This window comes from Rhizobium sp. 1399 (genome assembly GCF_031455475.1).
GTDB lineage: Bacteria > Pseudomonadota > Alphaproteobacteria > Rhizobiales > Rhizobiaceae > Rhizobium.
Genome location: NZ_JAVDSU010000006.1, coordinates 346,426 through 368,790, shown reverse-complemented (window position 1 = coordinate 368,790; position 22,365 = coordinate 346,426). Strand labels below are relative to the sequence as shown.

The following is a 22,365-nucleotide window of genomic DNA, read 5'->3' as shown; positions in this document are numbered from 1 at the left end:
GCGCGGTCGGTGGCTGGACGAAACTGACCGTTGCCCTCCGCCCGGAATGTGAGGAGCGCGTCGATGTCGATCCTAGCGATGACAGCGAGCCGCTGGTACTTGTAATCCGTTCAGAATCCGCTGATCTCGCCAGGAAAGCCGCTCTGCTCCTCAATCACAGTCTGGCGGAGAACTCAGCGAACAAGCACCTCGCTAGGACGAATTCGCGCCATCAGTTTTATGGGTTCGCGACCTTGTTTTCGGACACCGGTTCGCCGCCGCTCTAAGGATGGAGGTCGCTTGTACGAAAACACCGCTGCATCCAGTCCGAGCCGGGAACGTTGTCTTCACTTTTCGTCATGCTGGCGGCTCGCGTCGACCGAAAGGGTAGAACCGACCCGCTACCACGTGCGGAAAAACGTGGGATTGACTATGTCCGGTCAAGCCCAACTCGTAGAATCCGAGCACTATCAAACGAGCACATAAGCGCCAGCAGGTGCTGGATCCGCGGCAATGCCGCTGCTCCTGCGCCTTGGCCCACTATCATCGGCTTTTCCAGCCGAACTGCCCCCATCCCGCGAGGTCGGGGGCGAGAAGGTCGTCGTCAGCTTCCCATAGCTTGCGGATGTGCACCGAGCCCTCCGCGTGACATCGTCAATGAGGTCGAAACCGCCCGGCACTGTCCCGCGTTCAATACCAGCTGAGGCGTCGATGCACACAGCTGCCAGAAGGCTTCCCGATCTTCTACTTGTTCATCTCTGTTGCCATCTGCAAATGATGCTCGAGCGCGGGCCTGGTCTTTGCTGCCCAAGCCTTCAGTTCGGCATCGTCACCCTCGTCGCCGTATCGTTTGAAAAGATCGACCGCATCCTCGTGCACGTCCTCCTGGTCCGAATGATACTTCTTGGTAAAATCATCGCCTTGCAGCTTCTTGAGGTCATCGAGCATGCTTTGCTGAGAGGAGCTCATGGCAGCTGGAATGGTCGCCTTGACCTTGCCGCCCGACACGAATGCCTTCAATTCTTCAGACGTCTTGGTGTGGTCGGTGATCATCTGCTGGGCAAAGGTTTTCGTCGCGGGGTCCGAAGAACGCTCCAGCGCAAGCTTGCTCGATTCGATCTCGAATATGTCACTTGTAGCCGCTTCGGTGACGAAATCCTCTGTCTTGGGTGCAACACCCATCACCGAGTTGACACCGGTCTTTTCGGCGGCAGACTGCGCTAGAGCAGGGGAGGTAAGCATGACGGCGAGGCTCGCGAGAACATAGGTAGTTTTCATGAGGGAACTCCATTGGCCGGTGGTGGAGCCTGTTGAACTTCCTGGTGACGACTTCGTTCCGGAGTGGTGCGATTTTTGATCGCTAGACCGCAAAGGCCCCTCATAAATCCAAAAGCGACATGTGGAGTTGCTTTATTAAGGTGAGGGCATGGAACGAGGATTTCACGTCCACGTTTTTGACATGTGGCAGATGCTTGCTAGACATGACGAACAGGGTCACGATTTCAGCGGGCAATTGCCGTGACTTCGTGAGGAGTGGCGAAAGACGCCTTCTACAACCGGCCGTCCGCGGCCCTCGGAGCTGACCTCATCCCGCGAGATGGATCATCCGTATAGGTGACGAGAGGAACCAATTGCCCATACCGGTGTTACGGCCTTGATCGTTCGTAAAGATTTCAACGGCCTGTGAATCATTCGGGCGGCCACCGCGTCACAATTCAGCTTCAACACAGTAGGGAGAATTCTCATGGAAGACGCAGGTATCGGCTGGATCGCCGCAATCATTATCGGCGGCATTGCAGGATGGCTCGCCGAAATGTTCATGAAGAGCAATATGGGCGTTTTGATGAACATCCTGCTCGGAATTGTCGGCGCTATCGTCGCCAATTTCCTCCTGTCTCTTTTCGGGGTCGTCCTCGGCGGGTGGCTGGGCTATCTCGTCGCTGGTTTTATCGGGGCCTGCATTCTTATCGCGCTTGTACGCATGGTTAGGCGAACGGCTTGATCGAGGAATCGGATCGGCGTTTTTGCGGGACCGGAATGGACCGATCGGGTCGTCGGCGAGTCCGCACGGTCTGGCGGCAGAAATGCGATGGCGTGGAGTGCTACTTGGCGGTCTGTCGCTCCTTACGTGATTGATGATCCTCAACGTGTTGGTCTGGGCGACGACTTTGAAAGGAGAAATTGGTCGTGCCCGGGATCCGCTGCTTTTCGAGTTAAAGGCAGCCGCGCTCAGCCGAACGGTTGCCGCGATGGCGACGAGGAGGATAAGCGCCATGGATCAGCAGCCACTCTCTTCATTGCCTCCGCTGCGCGGAAGAAACCCGGGTCCCGTGTTGCACGGAGAAGAGAATGCGTTGCGATGTTGATGAAAACTGATCACGAGACAAAGTGGGAACCCGCTCTCCAGTCCTTCCACCCGGTAGCTGTACGGTAGCGGACAAAATGCATGACGGAGGAACTCGGCGGGCCCAACGTCGTTCTAGACCTGTTGTGGCTTATTTGCACGCCGACTACAGATAACCAGCCATGCCTGGCAGACCTTAAATGCAAGACAACCATCATCAGATAAGCAAGTGCAGGCGCTCGGGCAATCCAGAGACGGATCTTCGCCCGATGACGATCATAGAGACTCACATAGGCCGGCAGGTTGTTGGGTCCGCAAACTCGATCGACCATCCGTCCTCGAACACCATTGGCTGGCGTGCAGTCGGTAGCTGGCAGAGCTGGCATTTGCCATAGTCGTTGTCGCTTCTTCGTTGCCCGAACCGCTTTGGTTTCTAGCAAGCACTCGGGCTCGATTGCCGCCCAGTGGGCACGATTTCCCTTTCCCCCAAGGTCAGCCAGATGTCCTCAAGACCGAAAAACCCAAAGATTGGATTTGATAGCGGCCCCGCCGGAGGCTGGGGGTCGGCGAAGTCTGTTGGCGAAATCATATTGCGCGAACACATTCCGCTGACCGGACCCTCTCTGCTTTCCCACCAGAACAAGCCAGACGGATATATGTGCGTCAGCTGTGCCTGGGCCAAGCCGGCGAAAACGCACCCATTGGAGTTTTGTGAAAATGGCGCAAAAGCAACGGCGTGGGAAATCACAAAACGTCGTGCCGACGAGGCGTTCTTTGCAAACCACACGCTGACGGAACTTGCGAATTGGCTGGACCATGACCTGGAAGAACAGGGCCGTTTGACCCACCCCATGCGCTGGGATCCTCTATCCGACAAATACCTCCCCGTCAGTTGGAAGGCTGCCTTCGACGAGATCGGGCGCGAACTGCGACAGGTCGCTCCAGAGCAGGCTGAGTTTTATACTTCAGGGCGTGCATCACTCGAAACGTCCTATATGTATCAGCTATTTGCCCGCATCTTCGGCACCAATAACCTCCCAGATTCGTCGAACATGTGCCATGAGAGCACTTCCGTTGGCCTTCCGGAAAGCATCGGAGCGACCGTCGGGACTGCGATCCTTTCGGATTTTCAAAACTGCGACTGCATTTTCTATATCGCGCAGAACGTGTCGACGTCGTCGCCGCGAATGCTTCACGATCTACAGGATGCCGTCGATCGTGGCGTCAAGATTGTTACCTTCAACCTCCTGAAAGAGCCGGGCCTAGAGCGTTTCGTCAATCCGCAGGCACCGGGAGAAATGTTGAGCGGGAAGGAGACGCAGATCTCCAGCGAATATTATCAGGTGCGGAACGGCGGAGACGTCGCTGCGCTTTTTGGCGTATGCAAAGCATTGATCGAGGCCGATGACGCCAAAAACGAACTGCATGTCAGCAAGGTCTCAGGAGCCGACGCGGAGCCGAGAAGCGATAGCGCTGCAGCGGTTGCGTTTGCCGCCTCCGTTGGAGCTGTCGATAAGAAGCATGTGCTTGATCACGACTTCATCGCCGAGCACACCGCCGGTTTCCAAGAGTTTGCGGCCGTGGCGCGCAAACATACGTGGGAGGAGCTGGAGAGAGTTTCCGGCCTGAGCCGCGAGCAGATGACACAGGCCGCGCGCACCTACGCCGACGCGAATGCGGTTCTGCTTGTCTACGGTATGGGACTGACCCAGCAGCTAATGGGTGTCGACAACGTTCACATGGTGGCTAACCTTGCGCTCTTGCGGGGCAATATCGGCAAACCAGGGGCCAATATCTGTGCCGTGCGTGGTCACTCCAATGTTCAGGGACAAAGAACTGTTGGTATTACCGAAAAACCCGCCCTCGTTCCCCTCGACAAGCTTGCGGAACTCTACAAGTTCGAACCGCCGAGGTGGGAGGGGCATTCCACGGTCGACACCTGCCGGTCCATCCTATCGGGCCAGACACGTGCTTTCCTAAGCCTCGGCGGCAATTTCATTCGCGCGATCCCGGAAACGGCTGCTATGGAGGCCGCCTGGCCGAAGCTGCGCCTCACTGTCCAGATCGCAACGAAGCTCAACCGCAGTCACCTTATTCACGGGGAAATCGCCTATCTTCTGCCATGCCTCGGCCGCCTGGAGATCGACCGGCAGGCAAGCGGGCCGCAGGCGGTCTCGATCGAAAGCTCGGTTGCCCATTTCCATGGCTCCCGGGGCAGAGTGGAGCCTGCAAGCCCCCATCTTCTTTCCGAGCCGGCGATTATTGCGGGAATAGCCAAAGCGACATTAACCGAAGGGCAGGTGCCATGGGATGCATGGGTTGCGGACTACTCGCTTATCAGGGCGGCAATCGAGGAGACCTACCCCGAGACCTTTAAGGATTTTAACGCACGTCTTTTTCAGCCGGGCGGACTGACCCGGCCGGTTCCGGCGCGCGAGCGCAAATGGGTAACGGCCAATCAAAAGGCAAACTTCATCACTCCGCCTCGACTGTTTCCCGACTTTGGCGAGGCTGCGGTTCGTCCCGACGTGCTCAATCTCGCAAGTCTGCGCTCGAATGATCAGTTCAACACGACGATCTATGGTTACAGCGACCGTTTCAGGGGCGTCGACGGTACGAGGCATGTCCTCTTCGTCAACCGGGATGACATTGCCGCGCTCGGGTTCGCTGCCGGTGACCTGGTCGACGTAATCACGGCGATCGACGGTCAAACCGACCGCAATGTGCGAGGCTTCCGCCTCGTCGCCTACAATATTCCGAGGGGCTGCTGCGCAGCATATTATCCGGAGGTGAACCGGCTCTTTCCTTTGAGCCATCATGACCCGAAAGCCAAGACACCATCCTATAAGCTCTTGCCGGTCCGGTTCCGTCGATCCGATCAATTGTCCGTAGAGTGAGGCCTCGTGTTCCGGTGCTCGATTGCGAAGGTCCTGCTCGTGTCGCTTGGTCTCATGTCAGCCGTAGCGATCGGCTATTTCAGGGAGCCGCGAGTTTACCGGACCGATCCTCCGGTATCTGCCGCGCTTGACCAGTTCCGGCTGATGCCAAACCGCATCAGCGGGGCCCCCACGGAGGTGTATTTTGCGCTTGGCCAGTCCTACGAAAGAACCGGTTATGATCTCAGCCAGGGCAAGCGGCTATATTCCTGGTTCGGCTGTTCGGCCTGCCACGGTGACGGGCGGGGCGGGACCGGCCCATCTTTCATTGATGGCTGGTGGTATTACGGGCCATCCATGGTGTCGATCGTCGCCTCGATCAGAGATGGGCGACCTCACGGAATGCCCGCCTTCAAGGACAGGATGACCAGTGACGAGATCTGGCAGTTGGCTGGCTACGTCAAGTCACTCGGCGCTTACTCGACGAGCGTGGTGGCACCAAGTCGCAATGATGATAAAACTGATCGACCGGCCGAAAATCGCGGTCCGGCGTCGATACTCTTCGACGAAGGACCAAATCCTATCCATGCGGAACAGGGGCCATCGCCCTGATGAGAAACTGCCTGGCCATATCGCTTTTGTCCGTGCTTGCGGGATGCACTGGTCCTCAGTCGGCACTTGATACCCATGGCACGTCAGCCGGCGCGTTGAAGGATTTGATCATCCTTGTCGTCGTCGTATGTACGGCTGTCTGGCTGCTTGTTGTCGCTTTCCTGGCCTGGTCGCTGTTGCATGGGAGAAACCGGCCGATTATCGAGCATGATCGATCGGAGCGGAACATAACGAGGATCGTCAGCGCCGCGGTGACAGGAACCGTCTTGGTCATAAGCGCACTGACCGTGGCAAGTTTTTACACGACCCGGGCGCTCTACAACAGCTTAGATGCAGCTGTCACCGTCCGGGTGAAGGCGCAGCAATGGTGGTGGCAGTTCATCTACGAATATCCGGATGGAACGCAAATCTTTCAGACCGCAAACGAACTCCACATCCCGGTTGGTCAGAATGTGCGCCTGCAACTGGAATCGATCGACGTCATCCATTCATTTTGGGTCCCGAGCCTTGCCGGCAAACTCGACATGATCCCGGGCCGGTTGAACACCCTGACGCTGAACGCAAAGAACCCCGGCATTTATCGAGGGCAGTGTGCCGAGTTTTGTGGGCTCCAGCACAGCCATATGGCGTTTCTGGTGGTGGCACAGGAGGAGCGGGACTATCGAAGTTGGCAGTTCGCGCAACACCAGAGCGCGATTGAGCCTTCTGATCCCGAGGCAGCCCTTGGAAAGACAGCATTCATGAGCAAGCCTTGCGCGGCCTGCCATACCATCCGCGGAACAATGGCAGGTGGGACCTCGGGCCCGGATCTGACGCATGTCGGCAGCCGCGCAACAATTGCAGCAGGACTTTTTGATCGGACCCGCGGCTCGCTGGCGGCCTGGATTGCCGATCCTCAGACCTTGAAGCCTGGCAACAATATGCCGCTGATACCGCTGACGAGCGACGAGCTCCGGCAGATCTCAGCCTATATGGAAGGCCTGAAATGACCATGGATCGACAGGCGCACCGGCCCATCGATAGCGATTTTGACGATGGAGAGATCGAGCGGCGGCTGGCAGTCACCTGGTGCGCGCGATCGGGGTTCTGGGGTGGCGTCGCCACCGTCGATCACAAGACGATTGCGCAACGCTACGTCTCCACAGCTTTCATCTTTCTCGTCCTCGGCGGCGTGCTCGCGCTGGCGATGCGCCTGCAGCTTTCCCAGCCGGAAGCACGTTTCATCAGTGCCGATCGCTACAATCAGATTTTCACAATGCACGGCACAAACATGATGTTCCTGTTTGCGGTGCCGGTCATGGAAGCAATGGCTGTCTATCTCGTGCCGCTGATGGTGGGAACACGCAACATCGCATTCCCGCGTCTCAATGCGTTCTCCTACTGGATTTACCTGTTCGGCGGCATCCTTCTCTGGCTGGCCTTCGCGCTAGATACCGCTCCGGATGTGGGCTGGTTCGCCTATGTCCCCCTTGCCGGACCGCAATACGGCCCAGGCAAGCGGACTGATCTCTGGGCCCAGATGATCACGTTTACGGAGGTCGCAGCCCTCGCCGTAGCAGTGGAAGTTGTTGTGACCGTCTTCAAGCAAAGGGCACCCGGCATGTCACTCGACCGTATCCCCGTGCTTGTGTGGGCGATGTTGGTCATGTCGTTCATTGTCATCCTGGCAATGCCAGCGATCATGTTTGGTAGCTCGACGCTGATCCTCGACCGGCTGGTCGGCACCCAATTTTATAACCCGGCGAAAGGTGGTGACGCGCTTTTGTGGCAGCACTTGTTCTGGTTTTTTGGCCACCCGGAGGTTTACATCATCTTCCTGCCTGCCGTAGGCATGGTGTCAACCATCTTGCCAACATTTGTCGGGCGCCCGCTTTTCGGCTATTTGTGGCTGGTGATGGCGCTGATCACAACCGGCGTGCTCTCCTTCGGACTGTGGGTCCATCACATGTTTGTGGTCGGCCTTCCCCGCGTAGGCGAGAGCTTCTTCACCGCATCCAGCATGTCGATCGCCGTGCCGGCCGGCATCCAGATTTTTTGTTGGCTGGCGACACTTTGGTCCGGGCGGCCGGTGTTCAAGACGCCACTTCTCTTCGTACTCGGATTCATCGTCACTTTTGTGATGGGAGGCTTAACCGGGGTTATGGTCGCATCGGTCCCCTTCGATACACAGGTTCACGATACCTATTTCGTTGTTGCGCATTTTCACTATGTCCTGATCGGCGGGGCAGTCTTTCCATTGGTCGGCGCGATCTATTATTGGTTTCCCAAAATGACCGGGCGAATGATGAGCGAGCGGCTCGGACAACTGGCGTTCTGGCTGATTTTCGTAGGCTTTCACCTGACGTTCTTTCCAATGCACATGCTAGGCCTGTGGGGCATGCCACGCAGGATCTATACCTACCAGCCGGAATTGCCGTGGAGCGGCTTGAACCTGTTTGTCAGCTTGAGTTCGATCATATTGGCATTGGGCTTTGTGGTCTTCTTCATTGATGCCCTGCGCAGTTTTCGGTCTGGACCGGCGGCCGGACCGAACCCCTGGGGTGCCTCGACACTCGAATGGGCGACAGCCTCACCCCCGCCATCATACAACTTCAGGCGCATCCCGGTCGTTCGCTCGCGAAATCCGCTGTCGGACGATGTTAAGGATCTTTCGACCGCTGCAGGCTTGCGCACGGATCGCCGGGAGCTTTTGGTGACAAGTGTCGTCGAAGCCTTACCTGAGGCGAGGGAATCCTCACCACGGGACTCGGTCTGGCCATTCTGGTCGGCGATCGCTACCTCGATCATGCTGATCTGGTCGATTTTCTCGCCCTGGGCCGTGATCTGGGGATCTATTCCAGTCGCTATCGCCTTGATCGGCTGGTTCTGGCCGAAGGGCACGCCGGAGGACGAATCGTGAAAGACCGCGTCGTTCTGGACGTAGCCGCCCTGCCGCTTCATGGCAGAGGCTCCAAAAGCCCAACCTGGTGGGCGACCTTGGCCTTCATGTTGATCGAGGGCAGCGGATTTGGCCTGGCGATTGCTGTCTACTTCTATCTGATGAGCCTGGCGCCCGCATGGCCAATCGAGGCTCCCCCGCCCGACTTGTGGGCCGGCACCTGGCTGACCGCAGTCCTCGTTGCCAGCGCTATTCCCAACATTCTTGTCTCCAGATGGGCACGTCAGAAAGACCTTCGCAAGGTCCGGCTCGGGCTTGTCGTCATGACGGTCTGCGGTGTCATTCCCATGGCATTTCGCGCTTTCGAGTTTGCGGCTCTGCACATCAATTGGGACGCAAATGCATATGGCTCGATTGTCTGGACCCTTCTCGGGCTCCACACCACGCATATCCTGACCGACCTGGTGGAAACGCTCGTTTTGACCGCCCTGATGTTTTCCCGTCATGCCGACAACCCCAGGCGTTTCGGGGATGTCGAGGACAATGCCCTTTATTGGCATTTTGTGATCATCACATGGTTGCCGCTCTACATCTGCATCTATTGGGTCCCACGCTTATGAGCTTTCTGCTTGGACGATATGCCGGCCTAGTGCTGCCGCCGACAGCCTGGGCAATCAACACGCAGTTGGGGCAGATCCTGCCCTACGCGGATTGCAACGGTGGTGTATCCTGGACGTTGATCGGAGCATTCGCCGCCGCTGCGATCGCCGCTGCCGGGGTCCTTTTCTGCTACAATGCGTTAACCGCCCAGCCGTCTCGAACCGGGTCGTTTGTCGGCAAGCTTTCGCTCCTATTCGGCCTGGCGGTTTCTTTCGCGCTCATTCTGCAGGTTGCGGCGACAATCTTGGTGAACCCATGCGCACGCTGATAGCTTTGCTGCTCTTGCTCCTCCGTGTCGGGCCGGCCGCCGCTCATGGCGGGGAACCTCATGCCGGGCTTGATTGGACGATCGATCCGTGGATCGTCACGCCAATCCTCATCATTGCCGTTCTGCACGGTGCCGGCACGCTTCGACTGTGGGAACGGCGCAAGCGGTTCAGCGCTCGCTTGATCGCTTCGGTCGGCGTGTTCTGGTTGGGCGTGGCGGTGATGGTGATCGCCCTTGTCTCACCTTTGCACGAACTCGGCGAGCATATGTTTACGATGCACATGATCGAGCATGAACTGGTCATGATCGTGGCGGCGCCGCTTCTTGCGTTGGCACGCCCGGTCGGCCTGCTTCTTTGGGGTCTGCCGAAAAAAGCGAGGCATCAAGTTGCGGCTGCGATAAGGCACCGTGCCGCACGTGTGGCTTGGGGTGTTGTTTCGCTTCCCCTTGTGGCGACGCTTTTGCACGGTCTGGCAATTTGGGTCTGGCACGCGCCGACCCTCTTCGACGCGAGCGTGACGGACGTCCTGTTGCACAGGCTCCAACACCTAAGCTTTTTCCTGACGGGTCTCCTCTTCTGGTGGGCGATTACCTGGCGTTGCGACTACGGGACCGCTGCCTGGCATCTTTTCGTAACAATGATTCATACTGGCGTTCTCGGAGCCTTGATCACGCTCGCACCAAACGTCATCTTCCCGGACCAAACCCGCTATTCCGATCAATGGGGCCTGACACCGCTGGAAGACCAGCAAATGGCTGGTCTCATCATGTGGGTACCGGGCGGGGTCATTTATGCGGCCGCAGCACTCTGTTCCGTGGCTACCTGGATCCTTTCCTCCAGCCAGGGAGGCAAGCGTGCCGACCGCTTCCACACTGTCTAAACCTGTCCTTGGCTTCATGCTATTTTTGCTGGCGGCTGGAGCGGTCGCTTTCGCTGCTGATCTGATCAGGCAAAGGGCCATGGCTCGAGACGTCGCCGAAGCGCTTACCGGGGGAGATGTGACACGAGCTCCAGCCGCGCTTCGCCGATACGGTTGCGGCGGATGCCACACGATCGCTGGAATAGCTGGTGCTGACGGAAAAGTGGGTGGGCGCCTGTCAGATCTTCGCCAACAGGTCTACATCGGAGGTGTGGTGACAAACACGCCGCAGAACCTCACGGCTTGGATCGTGGCGCCACAGCTATTTTCACCGACTTCGGCAATGCCTGCTACCGGTATTTCCGAAGCAGAAGCGCGTGACGTTGCGGCCTATCTTTATTCTCACTGATCAAGGCTCCGGCGTCGGTCGCGGCGGTAGCGATTTGATATAACGGGCTATGGCTTGACGGTCACCGGGTGGCAGTTGCCTGGTGTTCGTTACCACGTCCACCATTGATGAGCCCACCCGTCCATGTTGCGGGGTTTCCCCGGTCTCCAGCATTACAACGATGTCGGCTTCGCTCCAGGTGCCGATGCGGTCCGGCGTGATGTTCGGCACAAAGCCTGTCCCTTCCGGGTCGGGTCCGCCGGCAAATCGGGTCGATGATTTGATGGCACCCAGCCTGTTTCGTGTGGAATGACAGTCGGCGCAGTGGCCGAGGGTCTCCACGAGATAGCCGCCGCGATCGTGAAGCGGGTCGCCGTTGAGGGTGGCTTCGGACTGCCCCTGCCTGAAAAACAGCATCTTCCAGAAGGCAAGCATACGACGGTATCTGAAGATCAGGGGAACTTCGTGCGGCGGCTGTTTGCCGGCAACAGGTTGCAATGTCTTAAGGTATGCGTAGAGGTCACTGATGTCGTCGACGGATATCGCCGTATAGCTCGGATATGGGAAGGCCGGATAATAATGCTGGCGTTGGGGTGATATGCCGGCAACCAATGCGTTCGCCAGATCAGATGCCGACCAAGCGCCGATGCCGTCGCTGCGATCGGGCGAGATGTTGGGTACGCGAAAGGAGCCGAAGGGAGACGCCAGCAGCAGCCCGCCTCCCAAGCGAAGCCGGTCAGGCTGACCAGGGCTTGCGTGGCACGATGCGCAGTCGCTTGCGTCAAATACCGCCTTGCCACGCGCTGCGTTGCCGCCTTCGAGGCGCTCATCATTCGGCCGAAATGCGGGAACAGCCTCGGTAACCTTCCAACCGATCAACAGACCGGACAAGACGATTGCTGTTCCCAGACATGCCAATATCGGCCAAGGGCGGTTGCCATCGGCGGATGATGTTAATTGGGCGGCAAACTCGCTCTCTTCGTTCATCACGCTCCAACCAGCGCTGTGTCTTTTCTCGCTGTAGCAACGAATGATCCTTGTCGCGGGTTCCGCAAGCTCGGGCCCGGTATGCGACCGTTTGACAAGTCAGATGACCCATCCCCGTCGCGCGCGCTGCGGCACGACTGCGCTGCCGAGCAAATGGAATGGTTTACCGAGAAAGCGGCGCATCCACGGGGAACCTTGAGCTGCAGCAAAAGTTAAGCGCCCAGTGAAAGGAGATTTGTCATGGGAATGAATAAACCGAAAGATGGCGCCGCCGGCACTACCGATCAGTCACCCCGCTGGGAGGGCCCGCAGGAGAACACGCCGCGTGGCTATCTGCGCGCCAAGGACAATCCGGATCACGCGGAGGATGCAAATGGGGAGACGAATGCCGATCCCAAGGTCAAGACCGTATCGGACGGTTACAAGCAGAAAGGCGAGTAAAATGGCAGACGTCGAAAAGGATGCCGAGGGTCAGTTCGCCAAATCGAAAGCCGATCGAAAAGCGTCCGGCGTTCATAGCGCCAAGCCGACGGTGATCACCGGTTCCGAAGACGCGACCGTACACAAGATCCCTCCCGGCCAAGAGCCGGCGAAGGATTGGGACATTAACTACGATCCCGACAGCTCGAACGAAGGACGGATGCGCTAATCATTTCTTGCATGCAACGTGCTTCACAGAACGCTTGAGCACGTCCTTCTTTAAGCCGCGTCGTCAGGAATGGCATTCCGTCGGAGAAAACCTATTCATCGCATAAGGCGACTATAGGCCGCCACGTCCGAAATGCGCTCGAAATGGGCGATAGGTGGGCGACACCCGGGTCGAGCGTGGTGCCAAGGCCCAAAAACGAGTTGGTACGACGATCCGTCGACTCCTGTTGCACTCGTGATGTGTGATCCAAACGCGTCTGGCTTGCGCGTTTATCGGAAGCGTCGAAAAAAATACTTTCCATTGTTCCCGGGCATGCTAGCAATTGGCCAATCGGCTTTGCGAGGAAATCAACGTGCAATGAGTAGAAATCGACTGAACGCTCAGCTGTCATTTGTACTTTCTCTCATGGCGGCGACCTTCCTTGGTGGTCATGCGTCAGCGGGGGATCAGGTCTTTGATGAACTGCGTTTCGGCACATCAACGTCCGTCCAAGGCGGCGGCTCTGCCGAAGATGGCGTCTTTCCCGAAATAACTGCTTTTTTCGATCCATTCGGGTATGAATCTGCCTCGAACTGGAGAGATCAGCTCATGCGTCCGCGCGTGCACCTTGGGACGTCCATCGGAACCGCGGGTGAAGCAACGCAATTTTTCACGGGATTTAGTTGGACGATTGATTTGACCAGCAAGGTCTTTGCCGAAGCTGGATTCGGCGGCGTTATCCATACGGGGAATCTGGATGGCAACGAGGACGGCCCCAATCTCGGCTGTCGTGTCCTGTTCCACGAATATATTGGTGCCGGCTATCGTTTCACAGAACACTGGAACTTGCTGGCTCAAATCGCGCATTCATCGAACGCAAACCTCTGCAGCCCCAACGATGGGATGACACGCGCAGGGCTGCAGGTCGGGTACAAGTTTTAATCGAAGTCTCTGTACAAGAGTTCGGCCAAGGGCAGGCTCGATATCGACCCGTGTGCGTTCGAAAGGTTTAGCTTACCGTTGGACGGGACACCCTCCACATCAGATCGCGTACAGCGCTTGGCTCGCGCTAATTCTATAGCCCTTCCCGGCGGTCTGACCGGCACCTTCCAGCAGGATCATAGTGGCGTCCTTTATCGCCGATGGGGGCTTTCGCTGTCCAGAAATGCGTGTCGATCAAGTTCGGGAACGCTTGCCAAGTGGGCCGACTGCATGATTTTGCTTTGACGATGCGGCAAACAAAGGAGCCCGGCAAGAGAGCTGACGTCTTATCCATGCGGCAATAAGCGACGGTCGGGCTGGACGGCGATTTGATGCGCAGTAGCGACTGGTAGGATGACGCAGACCTTGAGAATTGCTTCACAGGAAGCCGGAACAAGTATCCGCGATTGAGGTTGGATCTGCTTAGTGGAGAGGGTCCAATGGCAGATGATGGCAGCGATTCCTACGGTTCCACCGATCCGAGCACGCCCTACGAAGGACAGCACAATCCCCCACCCAAAGGAGGGGTTGCCAAATCCGCATGGGCGGTTGCTTTGCTGGCCGGGTTCCTGATCCTCGTCGGCATTTGGTTCCTTTTATAGCCGAACACGCCTACGAAGTCCCACTCTCGGTGGCGTTCAGGAGACGGTGTTCAATAATTGGAACAGTGAATGCTGGGTTGGAACGGACCCGTCTCTTTCATGCCCACGGAGGAGTTTCGGAAGAACCTCCAACTACAATCAATCGCTATGCGGTGTGGCTCGATCGGCCCGAAATTCCGACCACGGCGGCCCAAAGGAGGAGGCCCCCCGGTAAACGCGATATCGCATTTGCGCTTCATCCGACGCTCAGGGCAATACAAATATTGCTCTTTCAGACGTTACTGAAAGCAGCGTTCCTTTGGGTCACGCGCGACTCGATCTGAGATTTCCTTGCCCCGCAGACAAACGGGTCGCGGAACCATCCGTCGCCTAGCAGGTTGTGTTTTTGGGAATTAAGGAGGTATCAGATGAAGATCGCATTGATTTCGACCTCGCTTGCCGTTGTCCTGCTCGCCATTGGGGCGACCTACGCGCTACCAGCATTTGAAGGGCGCGACATTCCGGAGCCCTATCGGTTTGCGCAGGTAAGGTAGCGCCCACGCATCGTTCTAATGGCTCGCGACGCCGGCCTGTCGCTTCAGCAGGGACGGCTGCAGCCGCCACCCACTCTTCTTAATCTGCCGCGAACGCTGCCCGTCTTTCAAGGGGTTCTCCTGTGAGGAGTCGGCAGGGCTCACGCCGGTTTTCGACGGCGCTGGTGAGCTGCGCGGGGCCTCACTGCAAGGAGTTGCGCCACCTCTGCCGAGCCTCTGCGCAGACCGTCCTTGAACGACTGGGCGAGCGCCGTCGCGGCCGTTCTTAACGCGAATGCGATGCGCGCGGATTCCATCGTGTAATTTCTCCAAATGTTTGTAACTGCGGGGCGGCGACTGTCTCGCAAATGAAGGTCGATGGCGATTGTTCCCGGGCTACAACCTTGGTCCGGGGCATGTCCGACCAAGGTCCTACCCAATGGAACGCGCTGTGAATTTGTCCGTTGTCCCGGCGGCTGAGATGCTCGTTCGATTGAGAAGGAAGACCAAATGCCTCGCAAGGTTACGATCCGGCACGACCCGGCCAACGCCATCCGCTGGTGCCCGGCGGGCGGGCGATCGTCGAGCGCTCATCCAGAAAAGTCATCCAGATCTTCAAGTGACGGACGGGAGCATGCCCGAAGCGCCCGCCTCCTCAAGAAAAACAGGACCTTGACATGAAGGCCATTGCAACGCTGGCATTCGGTATCGTGAGCTCCCTCGGCGCCTGCATCAGCGCCGCCTCAGTCGCCTCTATCGTCATGGCCCACTCTGAGGGCCACTCGTTCGGTCGGCTGTCGGCCCCGGACCTCTGGACCACAAACCTGGTTCGCATCGATCGCAGCAAGCAGGACTACCAGCGTCTACCACCCGCCTATTCGAGCTATGTCACCGATGCACCGAAAGTAGTGCTTGCCACCCGCAAGCCGAACCGCAATCCCGAGGCGACGGCTGGCAAACTCCCGGTTTTATCGGCGGCGCATCTGAACTGGTGCGCGGGGCGCTATCGCTCATTCGATCGCGCGACCAACAACTACCGCACCTACAGCGGACAGATCCGCACTTGCATATCGCCATATACTACGCCACAGCCGACTGAGGCGGATGTGACTGTGGTCTCAGAAGCCCGCGGTGGAAATTCCAAGGCCGCGTGGTGTGCCGCCCACTATCAGTCTTATAGGGAGCAGGACAATACTTATCAGCCATACGAGGGTCCGCGGCGCGACTGCGAGATTCGTTCCGCCGCAGAAATTGCGTCGGCTGGAAACCTGGGGGACCCGCGGAGGAAGTGACAAAAATTTGCGCGATTATCAGAGGACGAGCTCGCCTCTTCATTGCGACGCGTGTGGCGATAGCGCGTTCCGGCGCTCGTATTAGTCGCATCTCGAAAACTTCAGGCGCCTCGTGTCGAGCGCGCGAAAAGAAGCGCGGCGATAGAATCAAGTGCGGTTCGACCATCGGCAAGATCGAAATCTTAAATAGCTGGCCGCCTGGAGCCGGCAGTCTCGTGTAACTCGTGATTGCGACTTCGTGCGATGGAAACGGCGCACTCAAGCGCGGAGGAAAGAGCGTATAGGGTTGGTGGACAATTCCGCAATTTTCGGGTTGCCGGATCTCGCTGCTCGATCTCAGGCTCAGTCTGAGCAAACCAAATCACTCGATGGTAGCGGCATTGGATAGAGCGGGCGTTCTTGACCCGAAGCATCTACGCTATCTCGCATGCGGAGGAAATCGCTATGCAAGGCCCTGATTACCGCATCTTGCCTCAAGTCGCGCAATAGTGGTTCGCGTTCTATAAGTGCCCACTGACGGGGGTGCCTCCACCCCATTCTTTAGCGCCGCCACTGACCTGTTCAATAACGGATATCGTAGCGCCGACGATATCGCCACGATGCTGATCGGAAACTATGTCGGTCTGTGGGAGCGACGGGCGTGAATGCCCTGCGCTCGGCTTCAGTGCACTGACAGGAGCCCCCCTTTTAAAGGAACTGCCGTCCAAAATGTCATCAGTCAGGAGGAGGAATTTCGAGTAGGTCAGGATTATGTTCTGGTTTCTGCGATAAGCCGCCGCTCTCCGGACCGAGTACGACCATCAGACCTAAGTCCGTGGCAAGGAACCTCGTGCCAAGTGTTTGCGTTCCAATGAGCCGGGAAGGATAGGTCATCATCATGAAAAATGCGACGTCCAACTTCTTTTCGAAATTCGCCACCACGATCGCCGACTGGTCCGGGCGACCTGTGGCCTTCGCCTCCGCGGTCGCGCTCGTGATCATATGGGGAGCGTCGGGGCCATTCTTCGACTACTCCGAGACTTGGCAGCTTGTCATAAACACCGGCACGACGATCATCACCTTCCTTATGGTCTTCGTCCTGCAGAACTCCCAGAACCGCGACGGCAGGGCGCTTCAAGCCAAGCTCGACGAACTCATTCTTACCTCTCAAGCCCAGAATAAGTTCGTCGGCATCGAAAAGCTCGACGAGCGCCAGCTGCGCGAGATGAGCGAGCGACTAGCGGAAAAGGCCGAGTGCGTCGAAGTCATGGCGGACGAGAAGGTCGAGAATTTAGAACCATCAAGTAGTGAATTCTGACCCCGGGTCAGGCCCATCAACTCGTCTGTGTCGCTATCTCGGTACCGGTCTGTGGTTGCCGACGCCGCTTGAACCGATAGGACGTCGACCGCCCCTGAAATACGTGGATGTCTCGTTTCTGAAAATGCTGCATCACCAGCAGAACCGATGAATTTGCCGAATCTTTTCGACAGCAGGAACCATTCTGAGAGCGGCCCAAGGATGGCGACGCATCAGATCGCCCCGGCTGCGACCGCCAAAACAACCACGCCGTCGGCTGCGAGCGGCCATCCTTTCCGGCATGCCGAGGACAGAGTGCCGATCTTGCGGTGGACGAGACACGAGCTGGGCTTGCCGAGGATTAAGCTCAAGACATTGGGGAGTTCGCCCAAAACTTCATAACCGCCCGCAGCGAAAATGCGTCTGGAACAGGAGCAGAGGCGACGGACCACGCGGACGGAACATGTAGGCTTGACGAAAGTTGGTCACACGTCAGATTGGATGGAGTTGACACGATGGTACGCTTGAATAATCGCACGGAGCAGGTAACGGAAAGCGCGACCGAGGCGAGACAGGGAAGCCGTGGCAGGCCGGTCCTACTGGTACTCTTAAGCGGGCTGGTGCTTGCTGCGGTCGCCTGGGGAGCTTCGGAATTCTGGGGTGAAAGCATCGATAAAGATCCGCAGGCTACGGCGTCGACGAAACCGGATCCTATCAACGCACAACCTTCCAGTCCGACAGCGTTCGATAACGATCCGGCAAGCGGTGCAAGCAGGCCGCCGGAAGCGACTGACCGTGACCCCACACCGACGGGTAACGGCGGTGGCCCCACGATGATTACCACTCCCAGCGGGACAGAGAAGGTTCGGTGAAGTCGACCACTTCTGGCGAGCGCGTCGTCTCCATTTGAACGACTGCGCATACTTTCATGGGGCCGTGATCAATCCGAGCCGCGTCGCCACGGGGGTGTCGTCGAGGGACAGGGGAAGACGTCCCGAGGCAATCAAGAGCGCTCCCATCGACGTTCCTCGAAGCTGTCAAGATTCCGTTGGCGTAGCATCTTAATCTGCAGGTGTCATTTGCCGGTCAAAACAACAGAAGAACTTGCTATGCGCAAAGCCCGGCGGGCCGAACGGCGCCAATTGCAGCGCGCTGCAAACGAAGTGCGTGCTTCCAAGATGCACGATGCTAGATTGGAACAGCAACAGCCAAGGCTCGCCGATATCCCGCGTGATGCCAGCGTCCATGTCGGTTGTTCTGGGTGGTACTATTGGCACTGGAACGGTCGCTTCTACGCCAGGGATCTACCGCGGAACAAATGGTTTTCTTTTTATCAAACGCAATTTCAAACCGTCGAACTAAACGCCCCGTTTTATTCTTGGCCGACGGTCGCCTCGGTAAAGACCTGGCTTCGCCAAGCCGAGGAAGAATTCATTTACACTGTCAAGGTCTGTGAACTGATAACCCATATCAAGCGCTTCGAAGGTACCGAGGGGCTGATCCAGGATTTCTACTATATCGCAGATTTGCTGGGAAATCGCATGGGATGCTTCCTGTTTCAGCTACCCCCAAGCGTCCGCTACTCGCCCCGGACTTTAGACCTGATCTTGTGCCAGCTTGATCCGGGCCGTCGAAATGTCGTCGAATTTCGTCATAAGAGTTGGTGGGAAGAGGACGTTTTCGAGAAATTCAAAGCAGCGGGAATTACCTTCTGTTCGACCAGTGGACCACGTCTTCCCGATGATCTCATCAAAACGACAGACGACATATACGTGCGCTTCCATGGCACGTCACAATGGTATCGTCACGACTACAGCGACGACGAGCTGGAACATTGGGCTGATCGTATAAGAAGGAGTGGAGCCAAGCGCGTATGGGCGTATTTCAACAATGACAGAGACGCAAATGCGACCAAGAACGCTAAGTCGCTTTGTCAAATTCTTGCTCGACGGCCCGGTTGGCCGGTCTGAAGCCGTGTCTCTCTGGTCCGCCAAGTAAGCGCTCATTTTGCGCTCGATCAAATCCCCGATGGGATAAATCATCTCGCAAAGGCCGCGACAACTCACTAGCGAAATTAAACCAGTCGACCAATTTCCTGGTGGTGACTATCCGGATGCGCTGAGATCACAATCGTGTTCCACCACCCGCCCTTAGGGGTCCGATCCAGCGCTTGTACGCTTTCTGTCATCAGCAGCTCTCTCGGCCATCTTCGCATTGTGGCTTCCGAAGCGTGGCCGTTCGGCCGCAGGTAACAAGGGACCCGGCCAGGAACCGGAAAAACGATTGCTTTAGTCAAGGGCGAACCTGGGGAACATGTCCTAGCAAGTTTCTGCCGCAACAGGACCGGTTGTCCCAGGAACAAACCCGCTGCAGCGAAGTTGGGAGGCATCTGAACAGATTCGTCAACCTCAGGGAGGCAGAGATGCCCGAAGAATTCCGCCCGGGACCATTCAGTCCATCCGGCTTGTCGTCAAGGAGCAATGATGCTTCACCGTCCGCACACCCGGCCCCCACGCTCAGCGATCTCAAGGACAGGGTTTCAGGCGACCTCACACAGGCTGCGGATGCCGTCGAGGCAAGTGCTGCAACTGTTATGACCAAGGTCCAGGACAAAGCTGCCGAGCAAAAGAATTTCGCGGCACGCCAGGTCGGCGGTGTGGCTACTGCCCTCGAAAAGGTCGGCAGCGAACTGGAAGCCGGTGACCAGCGGGACGTGGGCAGACTTGCCCGACGCATAGGTCACGACATTCAGGCAATTGCAAAGGATATGGAGGGGCGCGATCTCGGCGAAATCGCCGGCATGGCGGAGGCATTCGGCCGTCGTCAGCCTGTCGCTTTTCTCGGTGCCGCGGCACTGGCCGGTCTGGTAGCAAGCCGGTTCCTAACCGCCTCGGCAAAACGCCCGGCGTCACGCCCCTCACAGGGGTCGCCTGACGGGACATCACATGCACAGGATTCGTCCGATCGCACCGGAGGAACGAACAATGGCTAAGCTAGGAGACAACACGCCTTTGGCTGAATTGGTCGGTGGGCTTCTCGCGGACGTTACAGGGCTGCTACGCAAGGAAATCGATCTCGCCAAGACTGAGGCTTCGGAAAAACTCAGTAGCGCCCTGAGCGGCGTGGAGGTTCTTTTAATTGGTGTCGTGCTCGCGATCGGCGCCGTCGGCGTGCTCCTCAGCGCCTTGGTCGGCGGACTTGCGGCCGCGCTTGTGCAGAACGGCATGAGCGAAACCAGCGCGCAGGCGCTAGCAGCCGTGATTGTCGGTGTCGTCATTGCCGCCATTGCCTGGGCGCTTGTGTCGAGAGGAATTGCTGCCTTGCGGGGTACGCGATTCAAACTTAATCGAACGACCGCGTCGCTTCGCCGTGATGTGGACGTTGTCAAGGAGAAAATGTGATGACGCAATCTTCTGAAAAATCCTCCGCCGATTTACAGCGCGAGATCGACGACGATCGCCAGAGGATCGAAGCGCGGATCGATGCTATCCAGGAACGGATGTCCCCCGGGCAGCTCGTTGATGAGGTCCTTGCCTATGCCAAGGGAAGTGGCGGCGCTGATTATTTGACCAACCTTGGAAGAGCCGTGAAGGCCAACCCACTGCCGGTAGCGTTAATGGGCGTGAGCCTTGCGTGGCTGGTGGCTAAACAGGGCACCTCCGGGTCTCAAGGCTTGCCGGCGCAGGACGACCGGGAGGTTCTTCCGTTCTATCCCGCGCGGGGGACAATCAAACGCGTTGGCCCGCCAGAAGACATCGGCGGTCTTCGTTACAGCCACTTTACGGACGAGGCTGGCGAACGCTTCAAGGCTCTTACCGATGAGACGGGACGTCGGGCCGGCGATTTCCTTGATTCAACCGGCAAAGCCTATCGCGGCTTTTCGGACGCGGCCGGACAGCGCATCTCTTCCATCAGCGATGAAGCGGGCGCTGCTCTCGATGCTTCGCTGGGGTGGGCATCCGACACTTGGGACAGTGTCAAGGGTGCGGTCGGCGGCGCGACTCAGAAGATCGGCGAGGCCGCGGGATCCGTTTCCAGCGCTGCCGGCTCGACCGGAACGACCCTCATGAATCAGTCGAACCGGTTGAATGAAGCTATTCTGTCGCATTTCCGTGACCAGCCGCTGGTTGGTGGCGCTCTCGCCTTCGCAGTCGGAGCGGCGATCGGGGCAGCACTTCCGCACTCAGAACAGGAGGATGGGATCCTTGGCGAGGCAGCCGACGCGGTCAGGGCCAAGGCTGCTTCGGAAGCGGAAGACGCACTCGAATACGGCAAGGATGCAGCTTCCGCTGTGTTCGACAAAGCACTCTCGGTGACGGCGGATCTCCACGATGCAGCAAAGGGCCGCATCATCGATGAAGTGGATGGTTTAAAGAACAAGGGCGCTGCGACATAAAGTGTCGTTGAGTTAAGGCGCGGCGCATTTTGATCTATGACCTCTGGGCAGAGCCCGCCATGTGCACTCAACGGGTGAGCGACTGATGTTCAGGCAACGGCCGACGGGTTCGCCTGTGATCGTGCTGACGCCTGGGTAAAGCCCAGTCAAAGGACCCACGCTTTGAACTCTGCTTGAAAATGTGCCACGGTGCGGTCATCGAGGAGAGCCGGTTGGATCTTTGCCGGCATCCTTCAAAATGTACTCAACAGTGTAGACCCGAACGCGGGGTCGGCTCCGATCGCTCTTCTGCCCGAATTTGATCTTCTCGGTGATCACCGGGGCGACCTCGTCGCCTCGGCCCTTCCCGATGAGCGAGGCAGCGACGTCGCGGTCGATGACGGCGGGTGGGTGCTGCAGCTGATCCAGGAATCCTTGGGTATCATTCCAGCCTTCGGAGCGCCATGTCACGATCCGCTCATCAAGATCCACGGATCCCGCCTCATCGAGAATGCTGAGCGCCAGCTCGTAATTGCGCTCTGAAAGGCCGGAGACCGCGAGCACATGGCCGCCCCGCCGAATACCCTCGCTGTAGACGGCCTGATCCTCTTTGGGAAATAGGAAATCTTCGATGTTACTCCAGAGGCCGTCGTGTTCATCTATGTCTGTTCGTGAGTTCTGCACATCGGCAATGAGACTAATGTTCGCACGTTGAATGCCAGCCGCCACCAGCAATTCGGCCGCTTGCTCGGCGCCAGTGCGATCATCGAAGAATGAGAGCAATGACAAGGATCCCGATTTGTCTGTGTCAGCATGGCTCACGGTCATTGTTGTCCACTCCGTTTCA

24 protein-coding genes are annotated in these 22,365 nt (G+C 57.8%); 21 read left to right on the top strand and 3 right to left on the bottom strand.

Annotation, left to right across the window (positions count from 1 at the left end):
- Positions 1-723: 723 nt before the first annotated feature.
- A complete protein-coding gene (locus J2X71_RS21315; protein WP_310384654.1) occupies positions 724-1,257 on the bottom strand; it encodes a DUF4142 domain-containing protein in 534 nt (177 codons plus the stop codon).
- Between the two features lie 466 nt (positions 1,258-1,723).
- Here J2X71_RS21315 and J2X71_RS21310 point away from each other — a divergent pair, with 466 nt between their 5' ends.
- The 9 genes from J2X71_RS21310 to J2X71_RS21270 all read left to right on the top strand — a co-directional run bounded on the left by J2X71_RS21310 (position 1,724) and on the right by J2X71_RS21270 (position 10,886).
- A complete protein-coding gene (locus J2X71_RS21310) occupies positions 1,724-1,981 on the top strand; it encodes a GlsB/YeaQ/YmgE family stress response membrane protein (RefSeq protein WP_310384652.1) in 258 nt (85 codons plus the stop codon).
- Between the two features lie 842 nt (positions 1,982-2,823).
- The gene (locus J2X71_RS21305) at positions 2,824-5,220 is read left to right on the top strand and encodes an FdhF/YdeP family oxidoreductase (RefSeq protein ID WP_310384747.1); all 2,397 of its coding nucleotides are present in this window, start codon (positions 2,824-2,826) and stop codon (positions 5,218-5,220) included.
- Between the two features lie 54 nt (positions 5,221-5,274).
- Positions 5,275-5,811: a cytochrome c gene (locus tag J2X71_RS21300; protein WP_310384745.1), complete on the top strand. Its 537-nt coding sequence runs from the start codon at positions 5,275-5,277 to the stop codon at positions 5,809-5,811.
- The gene (gene coxB / locus J2X71_RS21295; RefSeq protein WP_310384650.1) at positions 5,811-6,800 is read left to right on the top strand and encodes a cytochrome c oxidase subunit II; all 990 of its coding nucleotides are present in this window, start codon (positions 5,811-5,813) and stop codon (positions 6,798-6,800) included. The genes J2X71_RS21300 and coxB overlap by 1 nt, the downstream gene beginning before the upstream one ends.
- Positions 6,797-8,710 carry a cytochrome c oxidase subunit I gene (ctaD, locus tag J2X71_RS21290; RefSeq protein ID WP_310384648.1) on the top strand — a complete coding sequence of 638 codons (1,914 nt, stop codon included), beginning with the start codon at positions 6,797-6,799 and terminating at the stop codon, positions 8,708-8,710. The genes coxB and ctaD overlap by 4 nt, the downstream gene beginning before the upstream one ends.
- A complete protein-coding gene (locus J2X71_RS21285) occupies positions 8,707-9,309 on the top strand; it encodes a cytochrome c oxidase subunit 3 (RefSeq protein WP_310384646.1) in 603 nt (200 codons plus the stop codon). The genes ctaD and J2X71_RS21285 overlap by 4 nt, the downstream gene beginning before the upstream one ends.
- Positions 9,306-9,617, top strand: coding sequence for a hypothetical protein (locus J2X71_RS21280; protein WP_310384644.1), 312 nt, complete (start codon positions 9,306-9,308; stop codon positions 9,615-9,617). Before J2X71_RS21285 ends, J2X71_RS21280 begins: the two co-directional genes overlap by 4 nt.
- Positions 9,605-10,498 (top strand): cytochrome c oxidase assembly protein, encoded by an 894-nt coding sequence (locus J2X71_RS21275; protein ID WP_310384642.1) that lies wholly within the window; start codon positions 9,605-9,607, stop codon positions 10,496-10,498. Before J2X71_RS21280 ends, J2X71_RS21275 begins: the two co-directional genes overlap by 13 nt.
- A 79-nt stretch (positions 10,499-10,577) precedes the next feature.
- Positions 10,578-10,886 carry a c-type cytochrome gene (locus tag J2X71_RS21270; protein WP_310384743.1) on the top strand — a complete coding sequence of 103 codons (309 nt, stop codon included), beginning with the start codon at positions 10,578-10,580 and terminating at the stop codon, positions 10,884-10,886.
- On the opposite strand, the gene J2X71_RS21265 is transcribed toward J2X71_RS21270, so the two are convergent.
- The gene (locus J2X71_RS21265; RefSeq protein ID WP_310384640.1) at positions 10,887-11,852 is read right to left on the bottom strand and encodes a cytochrome c; all 966 of its coding nucleotides are present in this window, start codon (positions 11,850-11,852) and stop codon (positions 10,887-10,889) included.
- 240 nt (positions 11,853-12,092) lie between these two features.
- Between J2X71_RS21265 and J2X71_RS21260 the strand changes: the two genes are divergently transcribed.
- The 12 genes from J2X71_RS21260 to J2X71_RS21205 all read left to right on the top strand — a co-directional run bounded on the left by J2X71_RS21260 (position 12,093) and on the right by J2X71_RS21205 (position 21,539).
- Complete coding sequence (locus tag J2X71_RS21260) at positions 12,093-12,293, top strand: hypothetical protein (protein ID WP_025668348.1); 201 nt, start codon at positions 12,093-12,095, stop codon at positions 12,291-12,293.
- 1 nt (position 12,294) lies between these two features.
- Positions 12,295-12,501: a hypothetical protein gene (locus J2X71_RS21255; RefSeq protein ID WP_025668349.1), complete on the top strand. Its 207-nt coding sequence runs from the start codon at positions 12,295-12,297 to the stop codon at positions 12,499-12,501.
- Positions 12,502-12,906: 405 nt separating this feature from the next.
- Positions 12,907-13,422, top strand: a complete 516-nt coding sequence (locus J2X71_RS21250) for an acyloxyacyl hydrolase (protein ID WP_405049737.1) — start codon at positions 12,907-12,909, stop codon at positions 13,420-13,422.
- Positions 13,423-13,901: 479 nt separating this feature from the next.
- Positions 13,902-14,063: a hypothetical protein gene (locus J2X71_RS21245; RefSeq protein ID WP_162747955.1), complete on the top strand. Its 162-nt coding sequence runs from the start codon at positions 13,902-13,904 to the stop codon at positions 14,061-14,063.
- Positions 14,064-14,470: 407 nt separating this feature from the next.
- Positions 14,471-14,596, top strand: a complete 126-nt coding sequence (locus tag J2X71_RS21240) for a hypothetical protein (RefSeq protein ID WP_310384635.1) — start codon at positions 14,471-14,473, stop codon at positions 14,594-14,596.
- Positions 14,597-15,252: 656 nt separating this feature from the next.
- On the top strand, positions 15,253-15,867 hold the full coding sequence (locus J2X71_RS21235; RefSeq protein ID WP_310384634.1) for a BA14K family protein: 615 nt from the start codon (positions 15,253-15,255) through the stop codon (positions 15,865-15,867).
- A gap of 877 nt (positions 15,868-16,744) precedes the next feature.
- On the top strand, positions 16,745-17,164 hold the full coding sequence (locus J2X71_RS21230) for a low affinity iron permease family protein (RefSeq protein WP_310384632.1): 420 nt from the start codon (positions 16,745-16,747) through the stop codon (positions 17,162-17,164).
- A 494-nt stretch (positions 17,165-17,658) separates the two neighbouring features.
- A complete protein-coding gene (locus J2X71_RS21225) occupies positions 17,659-18,015 on the top strand; it encodes a hypothetical protein (RefSeq protein ID WP_113183349.1) in 357 nt (118 codons plus the stop codon).
- Between the two features lie 207 nt (positions 18,016-18,222).
- On the top strand, positions 18,223-19,113 hold the full coding sequence (locus tag J2X71_RS21220) for a DUF72 domain-containing protein (RefSeq protein WP_310384629.1): 891 nt from the start codon (positions 18,223-18,225) through the stop codon (positions 19,111-19,113).
- Between the two features lie 452 nt (positions 19,114-19,565).
- Positions 19,566-20,135: a nutrient deprivation-induced protein gene (locus tag J2X71_RS21215; protein ID WP_113321407.1), complete on the top strand. Its 570-nt coding sequence runs from the start codon at positions 19,566-19,568 to the stop codon at positions 20,133-20,135.
- Entirely contained in the window at positions 20,128-20,544 is a 417-nt protein-coding gene (locus J2X71_RS21210) for a phage holin family protein (RefSeq protein ID WP_025668358.1), read from the top strand. Before J2X71_RS21215 ends, J2X71_RS21210 begins: the two co-directional genes overlap by 8 nt.
- Positions 20,544-21,539 carry a DUF3618 domain-containing protein gene (locus J2X71_RS21205; RefSeq protein WP_310384625.1) on the top strand — a complete coding sequence of 332 codons (996 nt, stop codon included), beginning with the start codon at positions 20,544-20,546 and terminating at the stop codon, positions 21,537-21,539. Before J2X71_RS21210 ends, J2X71_RS21205 begins: the two co-directional genes overlap by 1 nt.
- Before the next feature lie 195 nt (positions 21,540-21,734).
- On the opposite strand, the gene J2X71_RS21200 is transcribed toward J2X71_RS21205, so the two are convergent.
- Positions 21,735-22,346, bottom strand: a complete 612-nt coding sequence (locus tag J2X71_RS21200) for a hypothetical protein (RefSeq protein WP_310384623.1) — start codon at positions 22,344-22,346, stop codon at positions 21,735-21,737.
- Positions 22,347-22,365 lie beyond the last annotated feature (19 nt).

Bases quoted from the DNA above. Each gene is read 5' to 3' on its own strand.
- J2X71_RS21315 (WP_310384654.1), bottom strand. From the start codon at position 1,257: ATGAAAACTACCTATGTTCTCGCGAGCCTCGCCGTCATGCTTACCTCC.
- J2X71_RS21310 (WP_310384652.1), top strand. From the start codon at position 1,724: ATGGAAGACGCAGGTATCGGCTGGATCGCCGCAATCATTATCGGCGGC.
- J2X71_RS21305 (WP_310384747.1), top strand. From the start codon at position 2,824: ATGTCCTCAAGACCGAAAAACCCAAAGATTGGATTTGATAGCGGCCCC.
- J2X71_RS21300 (WP_310384745.1), top strand. From the start codon at position 5,275: ATGTCAGCCGTAGCGATCGGCTATTTCAGGGAGCCGCGAGTTTACCGG.
- coxB (WP_310384650.1), top strand. From the start codon at position 5,811: ATGAGAAACTGCCTGGCCATATCGCTTTTGTCCGTGCTTGCGGGATGC.
- ctaD (WP_310384648.1), top strand. From the start codon at position 6,797: ATGACCATGGATCGACAGGCGCACCGGCCCATCGATAGCGATTTTGAC.
- J2X71_RS21280 (WP_310384644.1), top strand. From the start codon at position 9,306: ATGAGCTTTCTGCTTGGACGATATGCCGGCCTAGTGCTGCCGCCGACA.
- J2X71_RS21275 (WP_310384642.1), top strand. From the start codon at position 9,605: ATGCGCACGCTGATAGCTTTGCTGCTCTTGCTCCTCCGTGTCGGGCCG.
- J2X71_RS21270 (WP_310384743.1), top strand. From the start codon at position 10,578: ATGGCTCGAGACGTCGCCGAAGCGCTTACCGGGGGAGATGTGACACGA.
- J2X71_RS21265 (WP_310384640.1), bottom strand. From the start codon at position 11,852: ATGAACGAAGAGAGCGAGTTTGCCGCCCAATTAACATCATCCGCCGAT.
- J2X71_RS21260 (WP_025668348.1), top strand. From the start codon at position 12,093: ATGGGAATGAATAAACCGAAAGATGGCGCCGCCGGCACTACCGATCAG.
- J2X71_RS21255 (WP_025668349.1), top strand. From the start codon at position 12,295: ATGGCAGACGTCGAAAAGGATGCCGAGGGTCAGTTCGCCAAATCGAAA.
- J2X71_RS21250 (WP_405049737.1), top strand. From the start codon at position 12,907: ATGGCGGCGACCTTCCTTGGTGGTCATGCGTCAGCGGGGGATCAGGTC.
- J2X71_RS21245 (WP_162747955.1), top strand. From the start codon at position 13,902: ATGGCAGATGATGGCAGCGATTCCTACGGTTCCACCGATCCGAGCACG.
- J2X71_RS21240 (WP_310384635.1), top strand. From the start codon at position 14,471: ATGAAGATCGCATTGATTTCGACCTCGCTTGCCGTTGTCCTGCTCGCC.
- J2X71_RS21235 (WP_310384634.1), top strand. From the start codon at position 15,253: ATGAAGGCCATTGCAACGCTGGCATTCGGTATCGTGAGCTCCCTCGGC.
- J2X71_RS21230 (WP_310384632.1), top strand. From the start codon at position 16,745: ATGAAAAATGCGACGTCCAACTTCTTTTCGAAATTCGCCACCACGATC.
- J2X71_RS21225 (WP_113183349.1), top strand. From the start codon at position 17,659: ATGGTACGCTTGAATAATCGCACGGAGCAGGTAACGGAAAGCGCGACC.
- J2X71_RS21215 (WP_113321407.1), top strand. From the start codon at position 19,566: ATGCCCGAAGAATTCCGCCCGGGACCATTCAGTCCATCCGGCTTGTCG.
- J2X71_RS21210 (WP_025668358.1), top strand. From the start codon at position 20,128: ATGGCTAAGCTAGGAGACAACACGCCTTTGGCTGAATTGGTCGGTGGG.
- J2X71_RS21205 (WP_310384625.1), top strand. From the start codon at position 20,544: ATGACGCAATCTTCTGAAAAATCCTCCGCCGATTTACAGCGCGAGATC.
- J2X71_RS21200 (WP_310384623.1), bottom strand. From the start codon at position 22,346: ATGACCGTGAGCCATGCTGACACAGACAAATCGGGATCCTTGTCATTG.